This window comes from Agrobacterium sp. LEGMi-208b, from assembly GCF_059511785.1.
Window position 1 is genome coordinate 2,880,028 of record NZ_CM183445.1, and the last position, 23,296, is coordinate 2,903,323.

The following is a 23,296-nucleotide window of genomic DNA, read 5'->3' on the forward strand; positions in this document are numbered from 1 at the left end:
TATTCGGCTGCAAGCATAGTTTGGAATACTAAATATAGTATCAACAGCTTCCTGCCGCCAGTCCCCGCATCATGTTTTTGGCGGTTTCCTAAAGGCGCGCAAAAGCCCGCGGCGAACCGCCCCCTCATGGCCGGGACGCCGCTTTGAACATGCGCGCTGAAGATGGAGAGGAACCGGCCTCGTTACTTTCCGGTCCGTTGCCGCCGCAACATAATTGTCACTTTCCTCTCGCGGCACAGATTCGTCAAGCCATAGATTGAAACCCATTTTTAACCACAAGATATTGTGTGGAGTGCCTGTGGAAAACGGGGATAGGAAAAGCGATTAGAAAAATCAGTGACTTGGCGGGGAAATTTGAAGCTTGCGCGAGGCTGGTTTCCGCAACGGAAAGGCAAAACCCCGCATTTCCGGGGTGAGGCATAATGGCGACACTGCGGCTTTTCCGTGTTTTTCGCAGCCGTCAAAAAAGACGTTTCTCCACAAAAAACCGCCCTCGGTGGGGCGGCGAAAGAGTGGATATTGCTGGGGGCGAAGTTTTGCGCGGTTGGTGCATCCGCACTCTGTCACCCCGGACCAGATCCGGGGTCCAGCGCGATCAAGTCCTTGATCGCGAGAGACTCTTCTCACGGCGCAGACGCACCGTGGCTGGATTCCGGCTCAAGGCCGGAATGACGGAAGAGAAATGGGTTCCCCTGTGGGCAATCAGCCGCGCGATCCCTTGGCGATCGGCTCCTGATAGGTGAAACCCATATCCCAGGGGAAATAGATCCAGGTGTCCTGGCTCACTTCGGTGACAAAAGTGTCAATGGTCGGCACGCCCTTCGGCTTGGCGTAAACGCAGGCGAAATGCGCCTTCGGCAACATTTCGCGCACTTCCAGCGCCGTCTTGCCGGTATCGGTGAGATCGTCGACGACAAGCACGCCGTCGCCGGCATCAGCCGTCAGTTCCGGGGCCACGCCCTTCAGGAGAACCGTGTCGCCCTGATTGACATAGTCATGACGTGTGGCGATGCAGACCGTGTCGATCATGCGGATGTTCAGCTCGCGGGAAATGATCGCCGCCGGAACGAGGCCGCCGCGGGTGATACAGACGATCGCCCGGAACTCTTTGTCGAGACCGGCAAGGCGCCAGGCAAGCGCACGGGCATCGCGGTGGAACTGGTCCCAGGAGACGGGAAAGGCTTTATCGGGAAGGGACATGTCGTCTACCATCTGGTCAAAATTGTCGATGGCTTTGGCTAATAGCCGCAAGACCGGCAAAAAGGCAAGCTTTGCGCACAGGACTGTTATTGTGGAGGGGCCGAGAGATTGCCGCCTGTTTCTTCTCCCCGCCGGGGAGAAGGTGGCCCGAAGGGCCGGATGAGGGGGCAACGGTAGAGATATGCGGAGAGCTTGCCCCCTCATCCCGCTGCCGCGGACTTCTCCCCGGCGGGGAGAAGAAACAAGCGGCAATCGCCCGCTTCATGTCGAATGTCGAGGGGTTATCCGCGCCCAATCCATTTTCAACGCGACAGCAACGTCATCGCCGTCATGGAATCGAGCAGGGTGCGGGTGACACCGCCGAACAGCAGTTCCCACCAGCGGGAATGGCCGTAAGCGCCCATGACCAGAAGGTCGATGCTGTTATCGGACAGGCGGTTTTCGATGGCCGCCTGCGGCGAGACGCCGGCGATCTTTTCCTGCGAGGTGACCGTGACATTGACGCCGTGGCGGGCAAGCGTGGCGGCCAGTTCCGCACCGGCAAGACCGGAAGACTGCGTTTCGCTCTCGGCCTGATCGACGGAGAATATCTCGACGCTGTCGGCCGCCTTGAGGAAGGGCAGGGCGTCGAAGGTGGCGCGGGTCGCCTCGCGCGAGCCGTTCCAGGCGATAAGGACGCGCTTGATCGGTTTGGCCACCGTCAGCACATGCGGCACGAGGAGAACGGGGCGGCCGCTTTCATAAAGGAAACCGTCAATATCCGAACGGCTGTCCGACAGTGCGGAAGAACTGCTCTGGCGGGCGACGATGAGATCGGCGCAGCGGGCGCTGTCGATGGCCGAGGCGGAAGCGTAACCCACCGATGTGACGAAGCTGCGCCATTCATGCGAGACGCCGTTGGCAGACAGCGTGCGCTCGAAAAGCGTGCCGACATCGGTGGTTTCCTTGTGCGCCACATCCTGCAGCGCCTGCACGGTGGCGGGGTCGGGAATTTCCATCGGCGCGACGAGGGGAACGGCGGCCAGCGTTTCCATATGCAGGCCGATCACATGCGAGGAAAACTGGTCGGCAAGGCTCACCACGAATTCGCCGAGCTTCTGCGTGTTCGAAACATTATCGACCACTGCCAATATCGTCTTGTAACCCATTTCTCTCTCCTCGGTGACATCTCGTTTTCAGATCGTTCCGGCTTTTCTTCGAATCGCCAGAGTGATCCAAGTCTCTGTTTTACGCATTGTCCGGACGGAAAAGCTGTTGCGCTTTTCCCGGAAATGCTCAGGGGGAGAGTGGCCGCCTTTACAGGCCGCCACCTTGATTTTGGTCAAAGCTTCCCGGTCTCAAGCCTTTTCTGTCTCATGCGGTTGCATCGCCGCTGCTGGCTGCCAGTCTTTTTTCATGGCCGATGGTTTCGATCATGGCCGCAACCGCGTCGGTTGCCGCCTTCAGCACGCCGGCATCGCGGGCGCGCACCACGATCTCCGTCGAAAAACGCTGCCCGTCATATTTCGGATAGGAGCCGATGCTGGTTTCGGGATGGGCTTTCTGGATGGCCGTCAGCGGCGTGCCGATATCGCCCTCACCATAGGGCGAGCGCACCGCCTGCGACATGACCTTCGCGCCGGTGCGCAGGGTCGGCATGACATTGTCGAGCATCGCCTGAAACACCTGCGGCACGCCGGCCATGACATGGACATTGCCGATGACGAAGCCGGGGGCAACGGAAACGGGGTTGGCGATATGCGCCGCACCTCTCGGCATGCGCGCCATGCGCTTGCGCGCCTCGGTGAATTCCATTTCGCGGACGCGGTACATGTCGCCCAACAGGCGCAGCGCCTCGGCATCGTGTTCGCAGGGCAGGCCGAACGCCGCCGATACCGCATCCGCTGTAATATCGTCATGGGTCGGGCCGATGCCGCCCGAGGTGAAGACATAATCATAGCGGCTTCGCAGCGCATTCAGCGCCTCGACGATCGATTCCTCCTCGTCGGCGACAATGCGCACTTCCTTGAGGTCAATGCCGGACATGGTGAGCACATCCGCGAGGTGGCCGATATTCTTGTCCTTGGTGCGGCCCGAAAGCAGTTCGTCGCCAATGGCGAGCATGGCGGCGGTCACGACGGACTGGGCGGAGGAGGGATTGGACATGGTTGCACTCGTCATCTGTTTTGTCAGACGTTAACGCCGCGCCAGTGCGAATGCAAAGCGGTTTTAAAGAAACGCAAAAGGGGGATTGGTTGACGATGGCCCCGAGCGTTCACTCATCGTGAACAGTGCGTATGCCAATCCCTGGCTGGCGGGGGGCCGATCCGTCCGCTACCTTTTTGTCATACGCTTTTTACAGGTCAACGCCGATGATCATCGAGTTTTTAAAGAAGCTTGTCGCCGGTACGCCGGAAACAGTTCCAGCAAAGGAAACGAAGAGAATGACGAAGGTTCTGGTACTTTATTACTCCTCTTACGGCCATATCGAGACAATGGCCTATGCCGTTGCCGAGGGCGTGAAGTCCACCGGCGCGGAAGCCGTGGTGAAGCGCGTTCCCGAACTCGTTCCGGAAGAGGTTGCCAAGTCCTCCCATTTCAAGCTGGATCAGCCGGCTCCGGTGGCGACGGTGGACGAGCTTGCCGAATACGACGCCATCATCGTTGGCGCCGGCACGCGTTTCGGCACGGTCGCTTCGCAGATGCGCAATTTCTGGGACCAGACCGGTGGCCTGTGGTTCAGCGGCAAGCTGGTCGGCAAGATCGGCTCGGCCTTCACCTCTTCCGCCACCCAGCACGGCGGACAGGAATCGACCATTCTCGGCTTCATCCCCACCTTCCTGCACCATGGCATGGCGGTCGTCGGTCTGCCTTACGCGTTCCAGGGCCAGATGGGCGTCGATGAAATCAAGGGCGGTTCGCCCTATGGCGCCTCCACCATCACCGATGGCGACGGGTCGCGCCAGCCTTCCGAAATCGAGCTGGAAGCCGCCCGTTATCAGGGCGCCCATGTCGCCAAACTGGCGGCCAAGCTTTCGGCCTGATTTGACGATGTGTTGAAAAATGAAATGCGGCCGGCAGGCCGCATTTTTTTACCGGAACTTCACGTCGCCGGTGCTTTCGGAAAAGAGCTTTTGAAGCGGTCAGATCGGCAGGTTGACCATGAAAAGGCAGCTTGCGACCACGAAGCCGAGCATCGAGATTTCGAGAAAACCGTTCAATCCGTCACGCATTCCAACCCTCCTCCTGTTGAGTGAAAAGAGAACGGTCGAAGTTTATCGCGGTTCCATAACGAAAGAATGAAATTCAGGAAATTCTAAAATCCGGCCGCTCCACCTTTCGGCAGAGGGCATTTTCGCGCTTCAGCCCGTGACGACGAAGGCGACCACGAGATGGCCGAGAAGGCCGATCGCCAGGCAGGAGAGGAGAAAAATGAACAGGGCTTTTTTCATGTTTCCGGAAGCTTCCATCTGTTGCGATCCATCGAACCCGTTTTGTTGAAAATCTCGCACCCGCAAGCGGCATTTATGGTCTGCGGCCTGCAGGTATTCCGCTCTCAGGCCTTGATATCGAGACCCGCTTCGATTGCGGCTGCGATGAAGGCCTTGCGGGCGTCCTCGGGCTTTTTCCTGCCGGCATCGACGGCGGCGCAGATCAGCAGCGCCTTGTCCAGCGCATCGCCGTCTTCGATCGGCCAATCCTCGATCAGCGCCCAGGAGGCTGCCTGCGTGGTGTCGATGCTCGTATAGTCGCCCGGCGCTTCGAACGCGATCAGGACGGGTTTTTGCCAGCGCGTATTCATCGCCTATCCATATTGGTCGTTGCGCCCGGCTCTAAACGAAGCGGCCGGGATGCGCAATCCCGTTCCCGGCCCGTTTCTTGCCGTTGCGGTGCGGTCAGTCGTCGCGCCCGAACAGCCATTCGCGGATGATGCGGCGGTCGATGAGTTCCAGCGAACGATCAGGCGCGATGCGATAGGTTTCCACCGCTCTCGTGCTGGCGTCGATACGGAATTCATGGGTAAAGGTACTGCCGATCGGCGATTTCGTCAGCTTGGTGCGGGGCTGGCCCCTGTAGATGATGCTGCCGGGGATGGGTTCGACATAGGGCGCGGGGCCGAGATAGACGCCCGGTCCGCCTGCGGTGCATCCCGCAATTGCCAGTGCGAGCGTTATAATGGCCGTTGATGCGAGCGTTTTCATCCTGTCCTCCCAGGTGCGTCCGTGAAAACGATGGGCAGGCGCGGCGGTTCCCGGCGGGCAAGAGGCCGGAGACGATTTTCCCCGATTATTTGCTCTTGGGATTCTGAATGTCGCGCGCGACCCAGCGAAAGAAAAGGTAGACGAGGAGGCCGAAGATGAAAAGCGGGATGAGGTTCGCAAAACCGGACATATGATTCTCGTTTCTCCCTCCCGGTCCGGGGTCTAGCCGGAGTGAAACCGGCAAGGCAAGGGAAACGCATCACACAGCCGGTAAAATATCCGTGTGCCTGCAAAGGAGACTTCGAGGTCGTGGGGGAGGGGCGGGAGAGATCCGGCGCACTGCCAGTGATGCCGGATCTCTCCGTCTCCCGCCAGTTTCAGGGTACGGGGGACTGGCACTAATATGACGGACAACTGCCGATAGACATAGGCCGAGAAATTACCTCGAATAAATCGCTGCTTTAGTCGGTCTCCGGAAAGACCTGCCGCTCCTTCGCATCCGGGGCTTCCCGTCGCGATATAATTAGCCGGAAAATTTGTCCCGGAGAGGCGGCATAGTCCTGAATTGCCAGTGTAACCCGTTGAAAGGCAAGAGGATGCTTTACGATGATTGTGTCGCGGGGGGTATGCGGGCAAGGGAACCTTTTGCGCGCTTCATCATTCAAACAGGCAGGACACATGCCAATAGTGGAGGGTTACACATGCTCGGCACCATCCTCGTCATCCTGCTCATTCTTTTCCTGATCGGCGCATTGCCCAGCTGGGGTTACCATAATTACGGCTACGGTCCGTCGGGCGGCCTCGGGCTGGTTCTGGTGATCGTTCTGATCCTGGTTCTGCTTGGGCGGCTCTGAGCGGCCGGCACGGAAATGCAGCATTGCCCGCAACGGCGCAGATGCGTCGGATGCGGGCTTTGTTTTTCTGAAATATGAGGCAGATACAAAAAGCTTCGGAATCTTAAGTGCTTAGGAGTTCGGCTGTCACGGCGCGCCGGTCCGATCCGAAAAAACACCACATTCGGAACGAACCCTCTTGCGCCCATAATGGATTCGTTCTAAATGCCCGCCATCGCTTGATTGAAGAGCGTGTGAGGCCTCGTGGCGGAGTGGTGACGCAGAGGACTGCAAATCCTTGTACCCCGGTTCAATTCCGGGCGAGGCCTCCAAAATTTCTCCCATCATGAATATGATAGACGTCCTTGGTCGCCAGATCGCGCATGCGCATCGTTTATGGTGACGATGTGGGAGAACAGCCATGAATGAGGATCGGCAGGACGGTACGGATAGCGGGAGCAAGCGACGGCTCTGGCCCTGGCTGCTCTTGGGTGTCGTGACCCTTCTTTCTATCTATGCCTATACCACGACGATCCAGATGATGGAGGACACCGCCCGGCTCTGGAGCGATCTTGTTCAGCTTTTCTGGTGGATCATGCCGGATATTCCCGCCTCCTGACGATATATTTCATGGCCATCGCGAGAAATTTGCGCCCTCAGCCGACGCTTTTTGGGATCACATCCGATGAGCGCGCTTGAAAGCGCAGCTTCTGGCAATTATGAGATTGTTTTAACGGTCGGCTGCATCTTCCGACTTTGGGCTCGTTTGGCCCTATCCTTGAAATTGAGGCGACACGATATGATGGATTTCGAAACCGCACGCGCCAATATGGTCGACAGCCAGTTGCGCACGACCGACGTAACGTCGCATTCCGTGCTGAAAGCGTTTTTGAGCGTGCCGCGCGAGGCTTTCGTGCCGGCGGGCGTGCGGCAGATTGCCTATGTGGACGAGGATCTGCAGATCTGTCCCGCCCGCGATGGCCGTCCGGCCCGTTATGTCATGAAGACCTCGCCGCTGGCGAAGCTTTTGCAGCTTTCGGCCGTGTCGAAGGAGGACGTGGTGCTGGAAGTCGGTGGCGGCGCGGGTTATGCGGCTGCGATCCTTTCACAGCTCGCCGGTTCGGTGGTTTCGCTTGAAAGCGATGAGGCGCTGGCCGCACAGGCGACCGAGACGCTCGCTTCGCTCGGATATGACAATGTCGCCGTCGTGACCGGCGATCTCGAAAAGGGCTATGCGGGCGAAGCGCCCTATGACCTCATTTTCATCAACGGCGCGGTGGAAGAAGTGCCGTCCGCCCTGACCGATCAGCTGCGCGACGGCGGACGTCTGGTCGTCGTTGTCGGATATGGCGGCGCCGCCAAGGCCACCGTCTATCGCCGCGATGGCAACAGCACATCGGCCGCCACTTTCTTCAATGCTTCGGTCAAGCCGCTGCCGGGTTTTGCCAAGGCGGCCGAATTCGTTTTCTGATCGGCAAGCGATCCTTTTCTTCTAAACGCCGGGGTGGAGTTTCTGCCCCGGCGTTTTGTGTTTGGTTTGCCGGCAAGGCGCTTTCTGCCGTGCCGATTTCACAAAGCTGTGCATCATCCCGAAACTTGTCGAATCAGTGATTTAGTTCCCCGCTATGCTGACCTAAACTAAGGGTGATTCGGGGTGTGCGTATTTCTGCCCCGCATGATCCTGCGACAGGGACGGCAAAATGCTCAGGCGCTTTGGCCGACCGTGTTTCAGAGCATCGGTGTGGCGATCGATTTCGGTCGTTGCGAGCGCGATGTGTGCATTGAACAGGTCAAGGAGCGCTTCCTCCGGTGTCCGATGGATACGGTAAGGGCGCTCAGAGTGGAAACCGGGGATTGATATGGCTCAGCCAAGCGTAGCGCGTGAACCGTCCATGGAAGAGATTTTGGCGTCCATTCGCCGGATCATCGAAAGCAACGAGACCGGACCTGCCGGTGCGTTTTCCGGGCAGTTGCCGCCGGTCTATGACGACGAAGACGAGGCTGCCAGCGAAGCGGCCTTCGTGGCGGAGCCCATCAGCCCGCCGGCGCGCGTTCCCCCCGCCGCAAACCAGGCTTTTGGCGCACGGCCTGCGCAGGATTTTTCGCCGGTCTCCGAAAAGGCCATGGCTGAACGGCAGGAAAGCTCCGCCGACAAGACCATGTCCCTTGCCGATGTTGCCGCCCGTGTGCGTGCCGCCGCCGACCGTAACGCCGCCATGGGACCGCAGGCTTTTGCAGCTCAGGCACAGCGCGGCGCGGCCGAGACCACGCCGTCGGCTGCTGCTGCTGTACCGACTGTATCGCAGCCTTTGTCCGCACCGTCTTCCGAACGCGCCGCACCGCAGCGCCCGACGGATGTTCGTCCGCTGATGGCCGCTGCGGCCGCCGCAGGCGTGAACGAACACCCGGCATCTTTTGCCGCTGAGGATCGCGCCGCCGCTGCCGCCATCGAAAACGTGCCTTCGGCCGAAAGCCGCTTCGATCAGCTTTCGCTGCGCGGTGCCATCGAAACGCCGCTGACAGCGGAGCGTTTCGATATCGCGGTGCTGGAGCCCGTCGTTGAAAAACCCACATTCGATCTGGCTGAGCCACAGGCAAAAGACGAGGTGGATATTGCGGACGGTCTGTCGCTCAATCTGCTTTCCGCCGCTGCCGGCGCGCAGATCGCCCGTTCCTTCAGCGAGCTGGCGGAGGTTTTCGACGGTGTCGAGCGGCGCTCGATCGAGGATATGGCCGCCGAGATGCTGCGCCCGATGCTGCAGGACTGGCTGGAAGACAATCTGCCGACTTTGGTGGAGCGTCTCGTGCGCGAGGAAATCGAGCGGGTGGCGCGCGGTTCGCGCCGCTAAGTCAAGCTCGTGCCGCATCCGCGATTGCGGCGGATGCGATGAAACAGGGGCCGCTCCGGCATAGGGGCGGCTTTTTTGTTGAAGATGAAGGTGTTATGGGGTCATAGTCACCCGTGGGTCCACTCAATGGTTGGCTCGCGGGCGGGTTTCTGTTGACTCTCTCCCGTCCATCCTTATTTAAAAAAATCCACACAAGAACTCTAAAATTCAGGTCAGGAAATGCTCGAAAAGACCTACGATTCCGCATCCGTCGAACCGAAGATCGCCAAAGCCTGGGACGAGGCTAACGCTTTTCGTGCCGGCGCCAACGCCAAGCCGGGCGCGGAAACCTTCACCATCGTCATCCCGCCGCCGAATGTGACCGGCTCGCTGCATATGGGCCACGCGCTCAACAACACGCTGCAGGATATTCTGGTCCGCTTCGAGCGCATGCGCGGCAAGGACGTGCTGTGGCAGCCGGGCATGGACCATGCCGGCATCGCCACGCAGATGGTCGTCGAGCGCAAGCTGATGGAGCAGCAGCTTCCGGGCCGCCGCGAGATGGGCCGCGAGGCTTTCGTGGAGAAGGTCTGGGAATGGAAGGCCGAATCCGGCGGCCTGATCTTCAACCAGCTGAAACGTCTCGGCGCTTCCTGTGACTGGTCGCGTGAGCGCTTCACCATGGATGAAGGTCTGTCCGAGGCCGTTCTGGAAGTTTTCGTCACGCTCTACAAGCAGGGCCTGATCTACAAGGACAAGCGCCTTGTGAACTGGGATCCGAAGTTGCTGACCGCGATTTCCGACATGGAAGTCGAGCAGATCGAGGTCAAGGGCAATCTCTGGCACCTGCGTTACCCGCTGGAAAAGGGCGTCACCTATCAGTACCCGATCGCTTTCGACGAAGAGGGCAAGCCCACCGAGTTCGAAACCCGCGATTATATCGTCGTCGCCACGACGCGTCCGGAAACCATGCTCGGCGATACCGGTATTGCGGTGAACCCGGAAGACGAGCGTTACAAGGGCATTGTCGGCAAGCATGTCCTCCTGCCGATCGTCGGCCGCAAGATCCCGATCGTTGCCGATGATTATGCCGATCCGACGGCCGGGACCGGCGCGGTCAAGATCACACCCGCGCATGACTTCAACGATTTCGAAGTCGGCAAACGCTGTGGCCTGCGCGCCATCAATGTCATGAATATTGATGGCACGATTTCGATCAAGGACAACGAGGATTTCCTCGAAGGCCTCAGCCATCCCGCAGCCCTGCATGGCGCGTGGGATCGTCTGGAAGGGCAGGACCGCTTTACCGCCCGCAAGATCATCGTGGAAATCTTCGAGGAGGCTGGCCTGCTCGACAAGATCGAGCCGCACAAGCATGTGGTGCCGCATGGCGACCGCGGCGGTGTGCCGATCGAGCCGCGCCTGACCGACCAGTGGTGGGTGGACAACAAGACGCTCGCCCAGCCGGCGATTGCCTCGGTTCGCGAAGGCCGCACCAATTTCGTGCCGAAGAACTGGGAAAACACCTACTTCCAGTGGATGGAAAACATTCAGCCCTGGTGCATTTCGCGGCAATTGTGGTGGGGTCACCAGATCCCCGCATGGTATGGCCCGGACGGGCAGGTCTTTGTTGAAAAGACCGAAGAAGAGGCGCTGCAGGCGGCCATCCAGCATTACATCGCCCATGAAGGTCCGTGGAAGGCCTGGGTCGAGGAGAAGCTTGAGAACTTCAAGCCGGGCGAAATCCTGACCCGTGACGAAGACGTTCTCGACACCTGGTTCTCGTCGGCGCTCTGGCCGTTCTCGACGCTCGGTTGGCCCGAGCAGACGCCGGAACTGGCGCGTTATTATCCGACCAACGTGCTGGTCACCGGTTTCGACATCATCCCGTTCTGGGTGGTGCGGATGATGCAGATGGGCCTGCATTTCATGAAGGACGACGCCGGCAACCCGGTCGAGCCTTTCAGCACGGTCTATATCCACGCGCTGGTTCGCGACAAGAACGGCCAGAAGATGTCGAAGTCCAAGGGCAACGTCATCGATCCCTTGGAACTGATCGACGAATATGGCGCGGATGCGCTGCGTTTCACGCTGGCCATCATGGCGGCGCAGGGCCGTGATGTGAAGCTCGATCCGGCGCGTATCGCCGGTTACCGCAACTTCGGCACCAAGCTCTGGAACGCGACGCGTTTTGCCGAGATGAACGGCGTGAAGCGCGATCCGCATTTCCTCGCCGAAACCGCCTCGCTCACCATCAACCGCTGGATCCTGACCGAGCTTGCCAATACGGCGCGCGACGTGACGGCGGCGCTTGAGAATTTCCGCTTCAACGATGCCTCCGGCATTCTCTATCGGTTCGTCTGGAACCAGTTCTGCGACTGGTATCTGGAACTACTGAAGCCCGTCTTCAGCGGCGAGGACGAGAAGGCAAAGAGGGAATCGCAGGCCTGCGCGGCCTATGTTCTGGAGGAGATCTACAAGCTGCTGCATCCCTTCATGCCCTTCATGACCGAAGAGCTGTGGGCGCACACGGCGGGCGAGGGCGAGGAGCGGGATGACCTGCTTTGCCTCACCGACTGGCCGGAACCGGAATTCCGCGACGATGCCGCAGCGGCCGAAATCAACTGGCTGATCGATCTCGTCTCCGGCATCCGCTCGGCGCGCGCCGAGATGAACGTGCCGCCGGGCGCCACCGCCTCGCTGGTGGTTGTCGGTGCCAATACCTCTACCGAAGCGCGGCTCGACCGCCATGCCGCCGCCATCCGGCGCCTGGCGCGGGCGGATGAAATCCGCGCCGCCGATGTTGCGCCGAAGGGTTCCGCGCAGATCATCGTCGGTGAGGCCACGGTCTGCCTGCCGCTCGGCAACCTCATCGATCTTGCGGCCGAAGAAGCCCGTCTCGAAAAGGCGATCGGCAAGGTGGATGCGGAAATGGAACGTATCGACAAGAAGCTGTCGAACGAAAAATTCGTGGCCAATGCCGATCCGGAAGTCGTCGCCGCCGAGCGCGAGCGCAAGGCGGAGCTGGAAGTTCAGCTCGCAAGCCTGAGAACGGCGCTCACACGGGTCAGCGAAGCGGGGTAATACCGCTTACGGCTTTGCAGAACAAAACGCCCCGTTTGCAACGGGGCGTTTTTTCTTTGGCGTAACAATTCGTCTCGATTGATTGCTGCACTGCAATGGCGAATCATGCGCGCTGAAAGAGCGATTATTTCACGCCTTATCCGGCCGAAATCGCTGAAAACACCCGAAAAAACCAACAAAAACGGCCTGATAAGCGTGTTTCCTCGGGAAACTCACGAGTGTGGTTATTTGGCGACAATTCCGGTCTCAAGTGGGAATTTGTTTCATTTTATGTCTGATTGCTTCAATTGGATTAGAAAAATAACCTAAAATGATTATTCAAGGGGATCGACATGAAATTCTTACGTAAAAAATGGAGAAGTGTCGCAGAACTGTGCCAGAGTGCGGCAGATTGTCATTTGCCGCGAAGCGCTTCACTCTTTTGACGATCACATTGCCTTGATTGGGGAGAGAGATGGCAAAAACTGCAATTTTTCGCGGCGCGGTATGTTTCGCAGTCAGCATCGCGGCGGTAACGCCCTCACTGGCCGGCGGCCTTGAGCGCGGCGGTTACAATATCGACCTGCTGTTCGATCCGTCCGATTATGTTCTCGACAGTTCCGCAACCTTCGTCGCGCCGCAGCGCAAGGTGGAGAATGCGCGCGACAATCCGCTGAAGAGCGGCCCGCTGCCTGCGACCTGGTCAAGGAGCGCAGACGACTCTGAAAACTTCTGGTCGACCCGCATCGGCGCCAAGGCGGCAATCGGCGATTTTGCCGACTGCATGTTCGATTATTCGCAGCCCTGGGGCGCGCATCTCAATCCCGGCATCTGGCAGGGATCGAGCTACAATATCGAAACCAAGGTCAAGTCGCACAATTACGCCACCACCTGCCGGGTGAAGTTCGATCTTGGCAAAGGCGACTTCTCGATCATCGGCGGCGGTTTCTATCAGGAACTCAGCGGTTATAAATACCGTCAGGTTCTCGGGCCGGCCGTTCTGGGCCTCAATCCGGCCTGGTCCAGCTTCAGCGGCGTTGGCAAACTTGAGATGGAAGGTGACGGCTGGGGCTGGCGCGCCGGCATGGCCTACGAGATTCCCGAGATCGCCTTCCGTGCGAGCCTCGTTTATAACAGCGCCGTCGATCACGACCTGACCGGTTTTGCCGACGTCAGGGCGATCCCGCAGACGCCGGTGTCCATTTCGCCGACGCTTGCGAAATACGGTGGCAAGCTCGTGCCGATCTACGGCTCTGTTTCCATGCCAGACAGCATCGAACTCAAGGTGCAATCCGGCATTGCGCCGGACTGGCTTGCTTTCGGTTCGGTGAAATGGACCGATTGGAGCCAGATTCAGGTCATTCCTTTCTGCGCGGTGGGCACGTCTCCCTGCGTTCCGAGTGGCGCTGACACGTTGAACACGCTCGACCTGTTTTATCGCGACGGTTGGACGATTTCCGGTGGCGTCGGTCACAAGTTCAATGAGCAGTGGAGCGGTGCTGTGAGCCTGACCTGGGATCGCGGTACATCGACTGTCATCGGCACCCAGACCGACACCTGGACGCTGGGCACGCAGATCGTCTACTCCCCGAACAAGAATATCGAGTTCAAGATTGCCGGTGCTCTCGGCCTCCTGACCTCCGGTAGCTCTTCCATCAATGGCGGACCGTGCGGTGCCGGGTTCACCTGCGGCAACGAAGCGGGCTACGACTTCGGTAACGACCTCGTGGCAGCAATCTCCACGGGCGTAAAGGTCAAGTTCTGACACCATCCTTCCGCAGAAGCTAAAATAAAGGTCCGGTTTACCAGCCGGGCCTTTTTTCATGCGCGACTATGATTCCTTCTCGATAAAATTTTCTAGGCCAAAAGTTTTGTGACGATTTGGCAACACTTTTCTGCAAGCGTGTGGTCGCGTTGGAATGTGAGCATATCTGTCCATTTCCCGCCACAAACAGGGTGCTTGGCTTATGTTTAGGGACGCGGGAATGAAAGAACATGCAGGCGTTTGATGTGGTGGTGCGCAAGGCCGGAAAGTGAAAACGGATTTGGATTCAGGGTTTAAGCAAGTAATACGGGAATTTCATCCGGCTTTCTTGTTTGGCACTGACTGGCGGGCGGCGGAATGCCGTTATATTGCCGGAAATTATGCCTATATCTGTCTCACTGGAAAATTAGGGCAATTGCCGCAAAAGACCACCGGTGGTGCGCTGGAAAGTGCTGCCGGAAAGACGCAGTGTGTTCGAAAAATCGCGACCCGGCGGGGTTCGGCTTTGCAGTATTCCGCAAGTATTGGCTATATGCCGGGAAGAGTTAAGAGAAGTTCGCTGAAATGCTGAAATGTGAAGCCAACGTTTTAAAGCCGCTCCTTATGGGCATGTTGCTTGCGTCGCTCGCAATGCCTGCTGCGGCTTTTGACATCAATGCGGGCGTGACCAAGGAATCCGGCCCCTTCGACCTGTTCAAGTTCGGCTTCAAGGCCTACAAGAACGGCAACAAGGGCGAAGCCGTCGAGGCCTATCGCTACGCGGCTGAAAAGGGCCATACCGGCTCGCGCTGGGCGCTGGCCAATATGTATGCCTATGGCGATGGCGTCGCCAAGAACGACTTCGAAGCTTTCAAGATCTACAGCGAAATCGCCAATCAGGGTGTGGAGCCCGGTTCGGAAGATACCGGCTTCTTCGTCAACGCACTTCTTTCGCTCGCCGATTATTACCGTCACGGCATTCCCGGCAGCCCGGTGAAAATGGACCTTTCGCAGGCCCGCCAGCTTTATTTCCAGGTGGCTTCCACCTTCGGCGTCGCTGAAGCGCAGTTCCGTCTGGCGGAGATGATCCTTGCCGGCGAGGGCGGTCGCGCCGATGTGCAGCAGGCCAAGAAGTGGCTCAACCAGGCCCGCAAGCACGGCCATGCCGGCGCCATGTCGATTTTCGGCAATCTGATCTTTCAGGAAGGCCAGACGACGCAGGGGCTGGCCTTCATGACTGCGGCGCTCGACAAATGCACGGCGGCCGACTGTACCTGGATCCAGAACCTGCAGGAGCAGGCCTTTTCTCTGGCCGGCGAAAACGATCGCCGCGCCGCCATCGCCATGGCGCAGAACATGCAGTTCAACGATCCTGATTGAGAATGGGCCGGATTGAGAACGCCGATCGGGACGGTTTCATCCGCCCGATGGAAGCGGGTCAGCCGACCGGATTAAAATCGAAATAACCGCAGACCGGCACATGGTCGGACGGTTTTTCCCAGGCCCGCACATGTTTTTCGATGCTGACGGATTGCAGCCTGTCGGCAGCTTCGGCCGACAGCATCAGATGATCGATGCGGATGCCGTTGTTTTTCGGCCATGCGCCGGCCTGATAATCCCAGAAGGAATAAAGTCCTGCTTCATCCGTGGTTGCACGCGCGGCATCGGTGAAACCCAGATTCTCCAGCTTGCGGAAGGCTGCGCGTGTTTTCGGCAGGAACAGGGCGTCGCCCTCCCAAACACGGGGGTCATGGCAATCGAAGGGTTCGGGAATGACGTTATAGTCGCCCGCCAGAATGAGCGGCTCCTCAAGCGCGAGGCGGTCTTCGGCAAAGCGCCGCAGCCGCTCCATCCAGGCAAGCTTGTAGGGATATTTCACCGGATCGTCGGGCGGATTGCCGTTCGGCAGGTAAAGCGAGCAGACGCGGATCGCGCCGCCATCGACGGAAAACACGCCTTCGATGAAACGCGCCTGTTCGTCGGCATCGTCACCCGGCAGGCCGCGATTGACCTCGTCGGGCTTGACCTTCGAGAGCAGGGCGACGCCGTTGAAGCCCTTCTGGCCATGGGTCTCGACGTGATAACCGAGCGCCTCCAGCTCCAGCCGCGGAAAACCTTCGTCGACCGATTTGATTTCCTGAAGGCAGACGATATCGGGCGATGAATCCTGCAGCCACTGGCAGAGGTTTTCGATACGCGCCTTAACGCCGTTGATGTTCCAGGTGACAATCTTCATCGGAGTTTCCCTTTTGTGAGGGTACTTTTACCCGATGCAAAAGCGATTGCCACCGTTTTTGGACATTGGTGGTGCGGATGTGGTGGAAAGACGCCAGGCGGGAGGGGTCGCTGTGTTTCTCCTCCCTCATTCCTGTGCTTGTCACAGGAATCCAGTCAGCCCAAGTCCTTGGGCTGAAAGGACTCTTCCCGCCGCGCAGACGCGCGTCGACTGGATTCCTGTGACAAGCACAGGAATGAGGAGAGGAGAGAGATACGAGTTACTTCAAAGCTTGGTGACTGGCGTGCGGATTGCGCGCCGGTATTTCCCACTCAAATAGAAAAGCTGGTGCCGCAGCCGCAGCTTGCCACGGCATTCGGGTTCTTGATCTGGAAGGACTGGCCGAGCAGATTGTCGACGAAGTCGATTTCCGAGCCGGCCATATAGACGACCGACAGGCTGTCGATCAGCACCCTGGCGTCGCCGCGCGCAATCACGATATCGTCATCGGCGGGGTCTTCGGCCAGATCGAACTTGTAGGAGAAGCCCGAGCAGCCGCCGCCCTCCACCGAGACGCGCAGCGCCTGTTTGCCGGCGTCGGCGGCAACGATCTGCGCGATTCGCTTCGCCGCAGCTTCAGAAAGGGTAATGTCGCTGTTTTCCATGTCGTTTCTCCTGCCGGGGTCAAGAACCGGAGAGCAATAATCTCGTTGTCACCATTATAAACCGGTCAAATTAACGGTCTATAGCCTGTGTGAAGGCGGTCAGCGCGGCGATGATGCTTTGCGCCGACCTCTGCGATAGGTATGAAGGGTGAATGAAAAGGTCAATGGCCGAGACCAAAAGGAAGCCCCGGCCGGCGAAGACAACAGGTGGATGCATGATCATAGACCAGCGCGCATTGGGTTTCGGAAGCGGCGAGAGGGCGGTTTTCGCCTCGGATCCATGGACCACGCGCGGGCGTCTTTTTCCGGAAGAGGGAAGCCTGACGCGCTCGGAATTCCAGCGCGACCGCGACCGCATCGTCCACACGACCGCCTTTCGCCGCCTGAAGCACAAGACGCAGGTGTTCATCAGCCCTGACGGCGACCATTATCGCACGCGGCTTACCCACACCATCGAGGTGGCGCAGATCGCCCGGGCGCTCGCCCGCGCCCTGAAGCTGGACGAGGATCTCGCCGAAGGCGTGGCGCTGGTGCATGATTTCGGCCACACGCCCTTCGGCCATACCGGCGAGGATGCGCTGGATGCGGTGCTTTTGCCCTATGGCGGCTTCGATCATAATGCCCAGTCGCTGCGCATCGTCACCAAGCTGGAGCGCCGTTATGCCGAATATGACGGTATCAACCTGACCTGGGAGACGCTGGAAGGGCTGGTCAAGCACAATGGCCCGCTGGTCAATGCCAGGGGCGAGGGGATCAAGGGACCGGTTCCGCTGCCCATTCTCGAATATTGCGAGCTGCAGGATCTGGAAATCGGCAGCTATGCCAGCCTCGAGGCGCAGGTGGCGGCGATTGCCGATGACATCGCCTATAATACCCACGACATCGATGACGGGTTGCGCGCCGGTTATCTCACCTTCGAGATGCTGGAGGAGGTCCCGTTCCTCGGCGGCCTGATGACCGAGGTGCGGGCGAAATATCCCGTGCTCGACAAGGAGCGTTTCGCCAACGAAATCATGCGTCGCCAGATCACCCATATGGTGGAAGACGTGATCGGTGTTGCGCAGCAAAATCTCGCCCGTCTGAAGCCGAAGAGTGCGGCGGATATTCGCGCCGCCGATTTCACCGTCGCGACCTTCTCACCTGAGATGGCCGAGACCGACCGCCAGATCAAGAAGTTGCTGTTCGGCCATATCTACCGGCATCCGGAAATCATGCGCATCCGCGCCGGCGCGACGCAGATCGTCACCGATCTTTTCCACCGTTATATGGAAACGCCGGCGGAAATGCAGAGCCATTACTGGGTGGACAGCATTTCCGGCATGAGCGTGGCCGCAAAAGCCCGGCATGTGGGCGACTATCTGGCCGGCATGACCGACAGTTATGCACTGCGCGCCCACCAGCGGCTGTTTGACCACACCCCCGATTTGCGATAGGGCAGCGGGCAATCGCGAAGCCGACCCGGTTATGATGGCCGGACTAAACAGAAGCCCTTCGCGCAGGTTGGAACGATGAACATTTTTGCCGATTTCGATACCAGGATCAAAAACGCGCTCGAGACCCTCGATCTCGTGAAAGAGAACCGCGAAAAGGTCGATTTCAGTCGAATTACCGTCGAATCCCCGCGCGATCTCAGCCACGGCGATGTCGCAACCAATGCCGCCATGGTGCTGGCGAAGCCGCTCGGCACCAATCCGCGGGCGCTGGCCGAACTCATCGTGCCCGCCCTTCAGGCGGATGGCGATGTCGACAGCGTCAATGTCGCCGGCCCGGGCTTCATCAATCTCAAGGTCTCCGTTGGTTACTGGCAGCGTCTGCTGGCCGATATGATCGGGCAGGGCATCGATTTCGGCCGCTCCACCATTGGTGCGGGCCAGAAGATCAACGTCGAATATGTCTCCGCCAACCCGACCGGCCCGATGCATGTCGGCCATTGCCGTGGCGCCGTGGTGGGAGACACGCTGGCGAACCTGCTCGCTTTTGCCGGTTACGGCGTCACCAAGGAATATTACATCAACGATGCCGGCTCGCAGATCGATGTGCTGGCCCGTTCGGTGTTCCTGCGTTACCGCGAGGCGCTGGGCGAAGATATCGGCACCATTCCGTCCGGTCTTTATCCCGGTGACTATCTCGTTCCCGTCGGCCAGGCGCTGGCGGATGAATATGGCATCAAGCTACGCGCCATGCCGGAAGAAAAATGGCTGCCGATCGTGAAGGACAAGGCGATCGACGCGATGATGGCGATGATCCGCGAAGATCTGGCGCTGCTCAACGTCCGGCACGACGTGTTCTTCTCGGAACGCACGCTGCATGAGGGCAATGGTGGCCCGATCCTCTCGGCCATCAACGATCTCACCTTCAAGGGCCATGTCTACAAGGGCACGCTGCCGCCGCCGAAGGGTGAATTGCCGGAGGACTGGGAAGACCGCGAGCAGACGCTGTTCCGCTCCACGGAAGTGGGGGACGACATGGACCGTGCGCTGATGAAGTCGGACGGTTCCTACACCTATTTCGCCGCCGACGTCGCCTATTTCAAGAACAAGTTCGACCGTGGTTTCTCCGAGATGATCTATGTGCTCGGCGCCGACCATGGCGGTTACGTCAAGCGTCTGGAAGCCGTTGCGCGCGCCGTCTCCGAGGGCAAGTCGAAGCTGACGGTGCTTCTGTGCCAGCTCGTCAAGCTGTTCCGTGACGGCGAGCCGGTGAAGATGTCGAAACGGTCCGGCGACTTCGTGACGCTGCGCGATGTTGTCGACGAAGTGGGTCGCGATCCGGTGCGATTCATGATGCTTTATCGGAAGAATTCCGAGCCGCTCGACTTCGATTTCGCGAAAGTGACCGAACAATCGAAGGATAATCCGGTTTTTTACGTGCAATATGCGCATGCCCGCTCGATGTCGATCTTCCGGCAGGCGCAGGAGGCGTTTCCGGGCCTTTCTCCCTCTGCGGAAGAGATGGCGGCATCCGTTGCTTTGATCAGTGATATCAATGAGTTGCAACTGGTTGCGAAGCTCGCCGAATATCCGCGCCTGATCGAATCCGCGGCCCTTTCGCACGAGCCGCACCGGCTTGCTTTTTACCTCTACGATCTCGCCAGTTCCTTCCATGGACACTGGAACAAGGGTAAAGACCAGCCGGAATTACGTTTTATTAACGATAAAAACCGAGAATTGAGCATTGCCAGACTTGGGCTGGTGAATGCTGTCGCAAATGTTTTGAGGTCCGGCCTCACGCTTTTAGGAGCGGACGCACCTGCTGAAATGCGATAACATATCACCATTATTTGCTCACAATACGCTGGCAAGAGCTGCAATGCGTAGATGGTGGAACACGTAATGGTCGAAAAAAATGTCGCGTATAACCGGGACGCCCGGTCCGAAGGGTTCGCTGACAACGATCCTCTGGCAGAACTGGCGCGTATCGTCGGCTTTGAAGATCGTCCTTCGCCTGCGGGTTCCGAGGCTGCGCCGCGCGCTGCCTCACCGGCAACCCGTCGCGAACCCGAATTCAACCTCGAGGACGAGTTGCTTCGGGAGTTCGAAGTCTACGATGCGCCGCATGCCGATCCGGTCGTTCTTGATCCGGCAAACGATGTTCGCGCGGGCATCCATCCCAACGATTTCATGCAGCGTGTCGAATCGGTTTTCGCCCGCCGCGAGCCCGAGCTTGCGCCGGCGGCCGAACCCGCGCCCGTGGCCGCAGCCGCGCCGGAGGTGAGGGAAGAGCCGCTTCCGGAAGTCGATCAGGCCTATATTCACAACTACGTCGAAACGACCACGCAGGATATCCGCGCGGATTTCCGCGACGATGCCTCCGCGGTGGCGGAAGTTTTCGACGTGCATTCGCGCCAGTCGCGTCCTGCCGAGCCGATGGTTTACCAGCCGGCCGCCCAGCAGGGGGCATGGGAAGAAGAACCGCAGGCCGCGGAACCCGTTGAGCCAGAATGGCACACGATGCCGGAGCTTCCGGCCGATGTTTCGAGCAACATTCACGCCGATGGTCATTCCTATGCGCCGGAGCCGCAGGCTTTCGATCTCGCTGACGAGGTGGAAATAGCTGTCGCCGAGGAAGCGCCCGCACCGGTTTCCGTGCGTCCGCCGCCGCATGGCGGCCGTTCCTCGCTGGAATTCTCCAGCCTGCGCCTGCCGCTCGCCAATTTCGGCGCGCGTCGGGATGTTTCTGCCGCCGATCCGAAGCGGGTCGACCCGCGCTCCGAGCAGCAGCCTGCCGCAGCCCGTATAGAGCCGCAGATTGAAGCCACTCCCGCGCCTGCTGTCGTTCAGGCGGAAGAGCCCGCTTCGTCCTTTGCGCCAGCGGTCGCCGAGACCTTCACGCCTGCCGCCGAGCCTCTGGCGTTCGATGTTGCCGAGAAGCCGGCAGCGAAACATCGCTCGCCAATGGACGAGTTGATTTACGACGTCGCGAAATATTCCATTCCCGGTCGTGGCGAAACGCCGGTCGTGCAGGCCGTCCCCGCTGCGAAGGTGGAGCCCCCCGTGGTTGCCGCCCCGCCTGTAACGGCAGCGCCGGTTGCCGCTGCTGCGCCCGCAGCACCCGCTGAAGAGCTTGATTTCACGGACTTCGCCGGCTTCAACGACGATGATTTCGAGCTTGCGCTCGACGATCTCGATCTTGATCTGGACCTGTCTGAAATTGCCGAGGCGGAGGTTGTTCCTGCGCCTGCGCCGCAACCCTTCCGCCAACAGCCGGCCGCTCCGGTCGCCGCTGCTGTCGTTGCGCCGCAGCCGGTGAGGGAACAGCCTGCACCGCAGCCGCGCCCTGCGTCGGTTGCTGCTGCTGTTGCCGCGCCCGTGGCCGCCGCTCCGGTTCAGCCGCGTCCGGCTGCTCCCCAGCCCGTTGCGCCGCAGACGCTGGAAAGCCTGCCTTTCGATCCTTCGCAGATCGGCGAGACGGAAGAACATCCGGAAAACATCGTCGAGATGGATGTGCCGGAACTGCCGGTCGGGGTTTTCGAACCCAAGCCGGCCGCTCGCCGCCACGAGGAAGAACTCGATATCGATACCGAGCTTGCGACGCTGTTTGCGCCTGCGGTTGCCGGTGGTCTCGACCGTCATAAACATGCGGAAAACCGCGGTGCGGCGCAGGCGCGCCCGGCGCAGGCTCCGGAAGAGGCCGACGAATTCGAACGGGCGCTGGAAGAGGATTTCCGCCGCTCCATGCAGGAGGCTGCGGCTTCCCGTGGCAACGCCCCGCGCGATGCCGAAAATACCTATGTCGACCATCAGGCGGCCTATCGTGACGAGGATGAGCGCGGCGGTCGCCGCTGGATCATGCCGGTTGCTGCGGCAATAGGTCTGGTGCTGATCGGCGGCGGCGTTTACGCGCTGGTGTCAGGCGGTTCGTCGAGCACCGGTTCCAATGGCGCACCGGTCATCATCTCCGCCGATAACGATCCGATGAAGGTCGTGCCGGAAAATCCGGGCGGTCGCGTCGTGCCGAACCAGGACAAGGCGGTTTATGACCGAGTGGCCGGCGGCAGCGCTGCCGATCCGAAGCAGCCGGCGCTGATTTCCAGCAACGAGCAGCCGGTGGATGTGGTTCAGCGCACGCTGATCCCCGAACAATTGCCGCTGGAAGGCGAAAACGACGCGGATATGCAAGCCGCCGGCACGCCGGTTGGCGAGACCGAGGATCCGCGCCTGCTTTCGCCGGAAGAAAAGGCCGCGCAGAACGAAGGTTCAGCTGCAACCGGCGTTTCGCCGCGCAAGGTCCGCACCATGATCGTCAAGCCTGACGGCACGCTTGTCGCCCAGGAAGTCGATGCGCCGGCAGCCCAGCCGCCGAAGGCCGACAAGGTCGAGGAGCTTGCGGCACCGCAGACCGCGAAGCCGGGTGAGGGCGCTCCCGCCGTCATCGCCGCATCGCGGGTTCCGGTCGCGCCGGAACAGGCCCAGCCGCAGGCAAATACGCCTGCCGCGACGACACCGGCCGCACATACGGCACCGGCCGCACAGTCGGCGGCGCCCGTTCCCGCGGCGCGTCCGTCCTCGCAGCCCGCCAATGTGGTGGCAACGGTCACCAATCAGGGCAATGTCCGCCCGGCGACCGCTCCGGCGCAGCCGCAGGCCGCGCAGCAGCAGACGGCAGCCGCGACGCCCGCAGCGACCAGCACGCCTTCCGCCGGTGGCTATTACATCCAGATCGCCTCGCTGCCGAGCCAGGCGGAAGCCCAGAAGTCCTACCAGAACATGTCGGCCAAGTTCGGCTCGGTCATCGGTGGACGCGGCGTCGACATCAAGGCCGCCGAAATCGCCGGCAAGGGCACGTTCTACCGCGTCCGCATCCCGGCGGGTGACAAGAACGAAGCCGTGGCGCTGTGCGAAAAGTTCCGCTCGGCAGGCGGCAGCTGCCTGGTCGCGCGGTGATAACGGTCGGATTGGCCTAGAAAGATCGGGCTGCCGCGTGAGGCAGCCCTTGAAGTATCCTGGCCCTTCCATCGCACCCCGCGTCATCCTCGGGCTTGACCCGAGGATCCACACCCGGAGCGATGGATCCTCGGGTCAAGCCCGAGGATGACGGCGGAGAGGTTGTCGGGCGATTTTCGCAGTC

The 23,296-nt window shown here is 59.9% G+C and carries 19 protein-coding genes and 1 tRNA gene; 13 read left to right on the plus strand and 7 right to left on the minus strand.

From position 1 onward, the window contains the following. Positions 1–702: 702 nt before the first annotated feature. The 3 genes from gpt to AC5YUO_RS14120 all read right to left on the minus strand — a co-directional run bounded on the left by gpt (position 703) and on the right by AC5YUO_RS14120 (position 3,345). Positions 703–1,200, minus strand: coding sequence for a xanthine phosphoribosyltransferase (gene gpt / locus AC5YUO_RS14110; protein WP_496153727.1), 498 nt, complete (start codon positions 1,198–1,200; stop codon positions 703–705). Between the two features lie 302 nt (positions 1,201–1,502). Continuing rightward, the gene (locus tag AC5YUO_RS14115; protein WP_400817758.1) at positions 1,503–2,348 is read right to left on the minus strand and encodes a universal stress protein; all 846 of its coding nucleotides are present in this window, start codon (positions 2,346–2,348) and stop codon (positions 1,503–1,505) included. Positions 2,349–2,553: 205 nt separating this feature from the next. Further along, a complete protein-coding gene (locus AC5YUO_RS14120; protein WP_496153728.1) occupies positions 2,554–3,345 on the minus strand; it encodes a competence/damage-inducible protein A in 792 nt (263 codons plus the stop codon). Between the two features lie 278 nt (positions 3,346–3,623). Here AC5YUO_RS14120 and wrbA point away from each other — a divergent pair, with 278 nt between their 5' ends. Beyond that, the gene (gene wrbA / locus AC5YUO_RS14125) at positions 3,624–4,223 is read left to right on the plus strand and encodes an NAD(P)H:quinone oxidoreductase type IV (protein ID WP_496153729.1); all 600 of its coding nucleotides are present in this window, start codon (positions 3,624–3,626) and stop codon (positions 4,221–4,223) included. 512 nt (positions 4,224–4,735) lie between these two features. Here wrbA and AC5YUO_RS14130 read toward each other — a convergent pair. Both AC5YUO_RS14130 and AC5YUO_RS14135 read right to left on the minus strand, forming a co-directional pair. Further along, entirely contained in the window at positions 4,736–4,981 is a 246-nt protein-coding gene (locus tag AC5YUO_RS14130; RefSeq protein ID WP_496153730.1) for a DUF982 domain-containing protein, read from the minus strand. Positions 4,982–5,075: 94 nt separating this feature from the next. Next, complete coding sequence (locus AC5YUO_RS14135) at positions 5,076–5,381, minus strand: hypothetical protein (protein ID WP_496153731.1); 306 nt, start codon at positions 5,379–5,381, stop codon at positions 5,076–5,078. Positions 5,382–6,082: 701 nt separating this feature from the next. On the opposite strand from AC5YUO_RS14135, the gene AC5YUO_RS14140 reads away from it, so the two are divergent. From AC5YUO_RS14140 to exoR, 9 genes are all read left to right on the plus strand, one after another. Further along, positions 6,083–6,235, plus strand: coding sequence for a DUF3309 family protein (locus AC5YUO_RS14140; RefSeq protein ID WP_269314773.1), 153 nt, complete (start codon positions 6,083–6,085; stop codon positions 6,233–6,235). A gap of 237 nt (positions 6,236–6,472) precedes the next feature. Further along, a tRNA-Cys gene (locus AC5YUO_RS14145) sits at positions 6,473–6,546 on the plus strand. 89 nt (positions 6,547–6,635) lie between these two features. Continuing rightward, positions 6,636–6,833, plus strand: a complete 198-nt coding sequence (locus AC5YUO_RS14150; RefSeq protein ID WP_496153732.1) for a hypothetical protein — start codon at positions 6,636–6,638, stop codon at positions 6,831–6,833. Positions 6,834–7,013: 180 nt separating this feature from the next. Then, the gene (locus tag AC5YUO_RS14155) at positions 7,014–7,685 is read left to right on the plus strand and encodes a protein-L-isoaspartate O-methyltransferase family protein (protein WP_496153733.1); all 672 of its coding nucleotides are present in this window, start codon (positions 7,014–7,016) and stop codon (positions 7,683–7,685) included. A 388-nt stretch (positions 7,686–8,073) separates the two neighbouring features. Further along, entirely contained in the window at positions 8,074–9,063 is a 990-nt protein-coding gene (gene popZ, locus AC5YUO_RS14160) for a cell division protein PopZ (RefSeq protein WP_496153734.1), read from the plus strand. A 219-nt stretch (positions 9,064–9,282) separates the two neighbouring features. Further along, positions 9,283–12,126, plus strand: coding sequence for a valine--tRNA ligase (locus AC5YUO_RS14165; RefSeq protein ID WP_496153735.1), 2,844 nt, complete (start codon positions 9,283–9,285; stop codon positions 12,124–12,126). A gap of 454 nt (positions 12,127–12,580) precedes the next feature. Then, positions 12,581–13,870, plus strand: a complete 1,290-nt coding sequence (locus tag AC5YUO_RS14170) for an outer membrane protein transport protein (RefSeq protein ID WP_496153736.1) — start codon at positions 12,581–12,583, stop codon at positions 13,868–13,870. Between the two features lie 268 nt (positions 13,871–14,138). Further along, positions 14,139–14,441: a hypothetical protein gene (locus AC5YUO_RS14175; protein WP_496153737.1), complete on the plus strand. Its 303-nt coding sequence runs from the start codon at positions 14,139–14,141 to the stop codon at positions 14,439–14,441. Then, positions 14,435–15,229 carry an exopolysaccharide production regulator ExoR gene (gene exoR, locus AC5YUO_RS14180; protein WP_003509731.1) on the plus strand — a complete coding sequence of 265 codons (795 nt, stop codon included), beginning with the start codon at positions 14,435–14,437 and terminating at the stop codon, positions 15,227–15,229. Before AC5YUO_RS14175 ends, exoR begins: the two co-directional genes overlap by 7 nt. A 58-nt stretch (positions 15,230–15,287) precedes the next feature. On the opposite strand, the gene xth is transcribed toward exoR, so the two are convergent. Beyond that, positions 15,288–16,085 carry an exodeoxyribonuclease III gene (xth, locus tag AC5YUO_RS14185; protein ID WP_496153738.1) on the minus strand — a complete coding sequence of 266 codons (798 nt, stop codon included), beginning with the start codon at positions 16,083–16,085 and terminating at the stop codon, positions 15,288–15,290. A 311-nt stretch (positions 16,086–16,396) separates the two neighbouring features. Continuing rightward, positions 16,397–16,729 carry an iron-sulfur cluster insertion protein ErpA gene (gene erpA / locus AC5YUO_RS14190; protein WP_404502603.1) on the minus strand — a complete coding sequence of 111 codons (333 nt, stop codon included), beginning with the start codon at positions 16,727–16,729 and terminating at the stop codon, positions 16,397–16,399. A 215-nt stretch (positions 16,730–16,944) separates the two neighbouring features. Here erpA and AC5YUO_RS14195 point away from each other — a divergent pair, with 215 nt between their 5' ends. From AC5YUO_RS14195 to AC5YUO_RS14205, 3 genes are all read left to right on the plus strand, one after another. Beyond that, the gene (locus AC5YUO_RS14195) at positions 16,945–18,162 is read left to right on the plus strand and encodes a deoxyguanosinetriphosphate triphosphohydrolase (RefSeq protein ID WP_496153739.1); all 1,218 of its coding nucleotides are present in this window, start codon (positions 16,945–16,947) and stop codon (positions 18,160–18,162) included. Between the two features lie 75 nt (positions 18,163–18,237). After that, positions 18,238–19,995: an arginine--tRNA ligase gene (argS, locus tag AC5YUO_RS14200; RefSeq protein WP_496153740.1), complete on the plus strand. Its 1,758-nt coding sequence runs from the start codon at positions 18,238–18,240 to the stop codon at positions 19,993–19,995. Positions 19,996–20,061: 66 nt separating this feature from the next. Beyond that, positions 20,062–23,112: an SPOR domain-containing protein gene (locus AC5YUO_RS14205; RefSeq protein ID WP_496153741.1), complete on the plus strand. Its 3,051-nt coding sequence runs from the start codon at positions 20,062–20,064 to the stop codon at positions 23,110–23,112. Positions 23,113–23,296: the final 184 nt, after the last annotated feature.

Bases quoted from the DNA above. Each gene is read 5' to 3' on its own strand.
- xth (WP_496153738.1), bottom strand. From the start codon at position 16,085: ATGAAGATTGTCACCTGGAACATCAACGGCGTTAAGGCGCGTATCGAA.
- AC5YUO_RS14150 (WP_496153732.1), top strand. From the start codon at position 6,636: ATGAATGAGGATCGGCAGGACGGTACGGATAGCGGGAGCAAGCGACGG.
- AC5YUO_RS14140 (WP_269314773.1), top strand. From the start codon at position 6,083: ATGCTCGGCACCATCCTCGTCATCCTGCTCATTCTTTTCCTGATCGGC.
- argS (WP_496153740.1), top strand. From the start codon at position 18,238: ATGAACATTTTTGCCGATTTCGATACCAGGATCAAAAACGCGCTCGAG.
- erpA (WP_404502603.1), bottom strand. From the start codon at position 16,729: ATGGAAAACAGCGACATTACCCTTTCTGAAGCTGCGGCGAAGCGAATC.
- AC5YUO_RS14165 (WP_496153735.1), top strand. From the start codon at position 9,283: ATGCTCGAAAAGACCTACGATTCCGCATCCGTCGAACCGAAGATCGCC.
- AC5YUO_RS14170 (WP_496153736.1), top strand. From the start codon at position 12,581: ATGGCAAAAACTGCAATTTTTCGCGGCGCGGTATGTTTCGCAGTCAGC.
- AC5YUO_RS14135 (WP_496153731.1), bottom strand. From the start codon at position 5,381: ATGAAAACGCTCGCATCAACGGCCATTATAACGCTCGCACTGGCAATT.
- wrbA (WP_496153729.1), top strand. From the start codon at position 3,624: ATGACGAAGGTTCTGGTACTTTATTACTCCTCTTACGGCCATATCGAG.
- gpt (WP_496153727.1), bottom strand. From the start codon at position 1,200: ATGTCCCTTCCCGATAAAGCCTTTCCCGTCTCCTGGGACCAGTTCCAC.
- AC5YUO_RS14195 (WP_496153739.1), top strand. From the start codon at position 16,945: ATGATCATAGACCAGCGCGCATTGGGTTTCGGAAGCGGCGAGAGGGCG.
- popZ (WP_496153734.1), top strand. From the start codon at position 8,074: ATGGCTCAGCCAAGCGTAGCGCGTGAACCGTCCATGGAAGAGATTTTG.
- AC5YUO_RS14155 (WP_496153733.1), top strand. From the start codon at position 7,014: ATGATGGATTTCGAAACCGCACGCGCCAATATGGTCGACAGCCAGTTG.
- AC5YUO_RS14205 (WP_496153741.1), top strand. From the start codon at position 20,062: ATGGTCGAAAAAAATGTCGCGTATAACCGGGACGCCCGGTCCGAAGGG.
- AC5YUO_RS14130 (WP_496153730.1), bottom strand. From the start codon at position 4,981: ATGAATACGCGCTGGCAAAAACCCGTCCTGATCGCGTTCGAAGCGCCG.
- AC5YUO_RS14120 (WP_496153728.1), bottom strand. From the start codon at position 3,345: ATGTCCAATCCCTCCTCCGCCCAGTCCGTCGTGACCGCCGCCATGCTC.
- AC5YUO_RS14115 (WP_400817758.1), bottom strand. From the start codon at position 2,348: ATGGGTTACAAGACGATATTGGCAGTGGTCGATAATGTTTCGAACACG.
- exoR (WP_003509731.1), top strand. From the start codon at position 14,435: ATGCTGAAATGTGAAGCCAACGTTTTAAAGCCGCTCCTTATGGGCATG.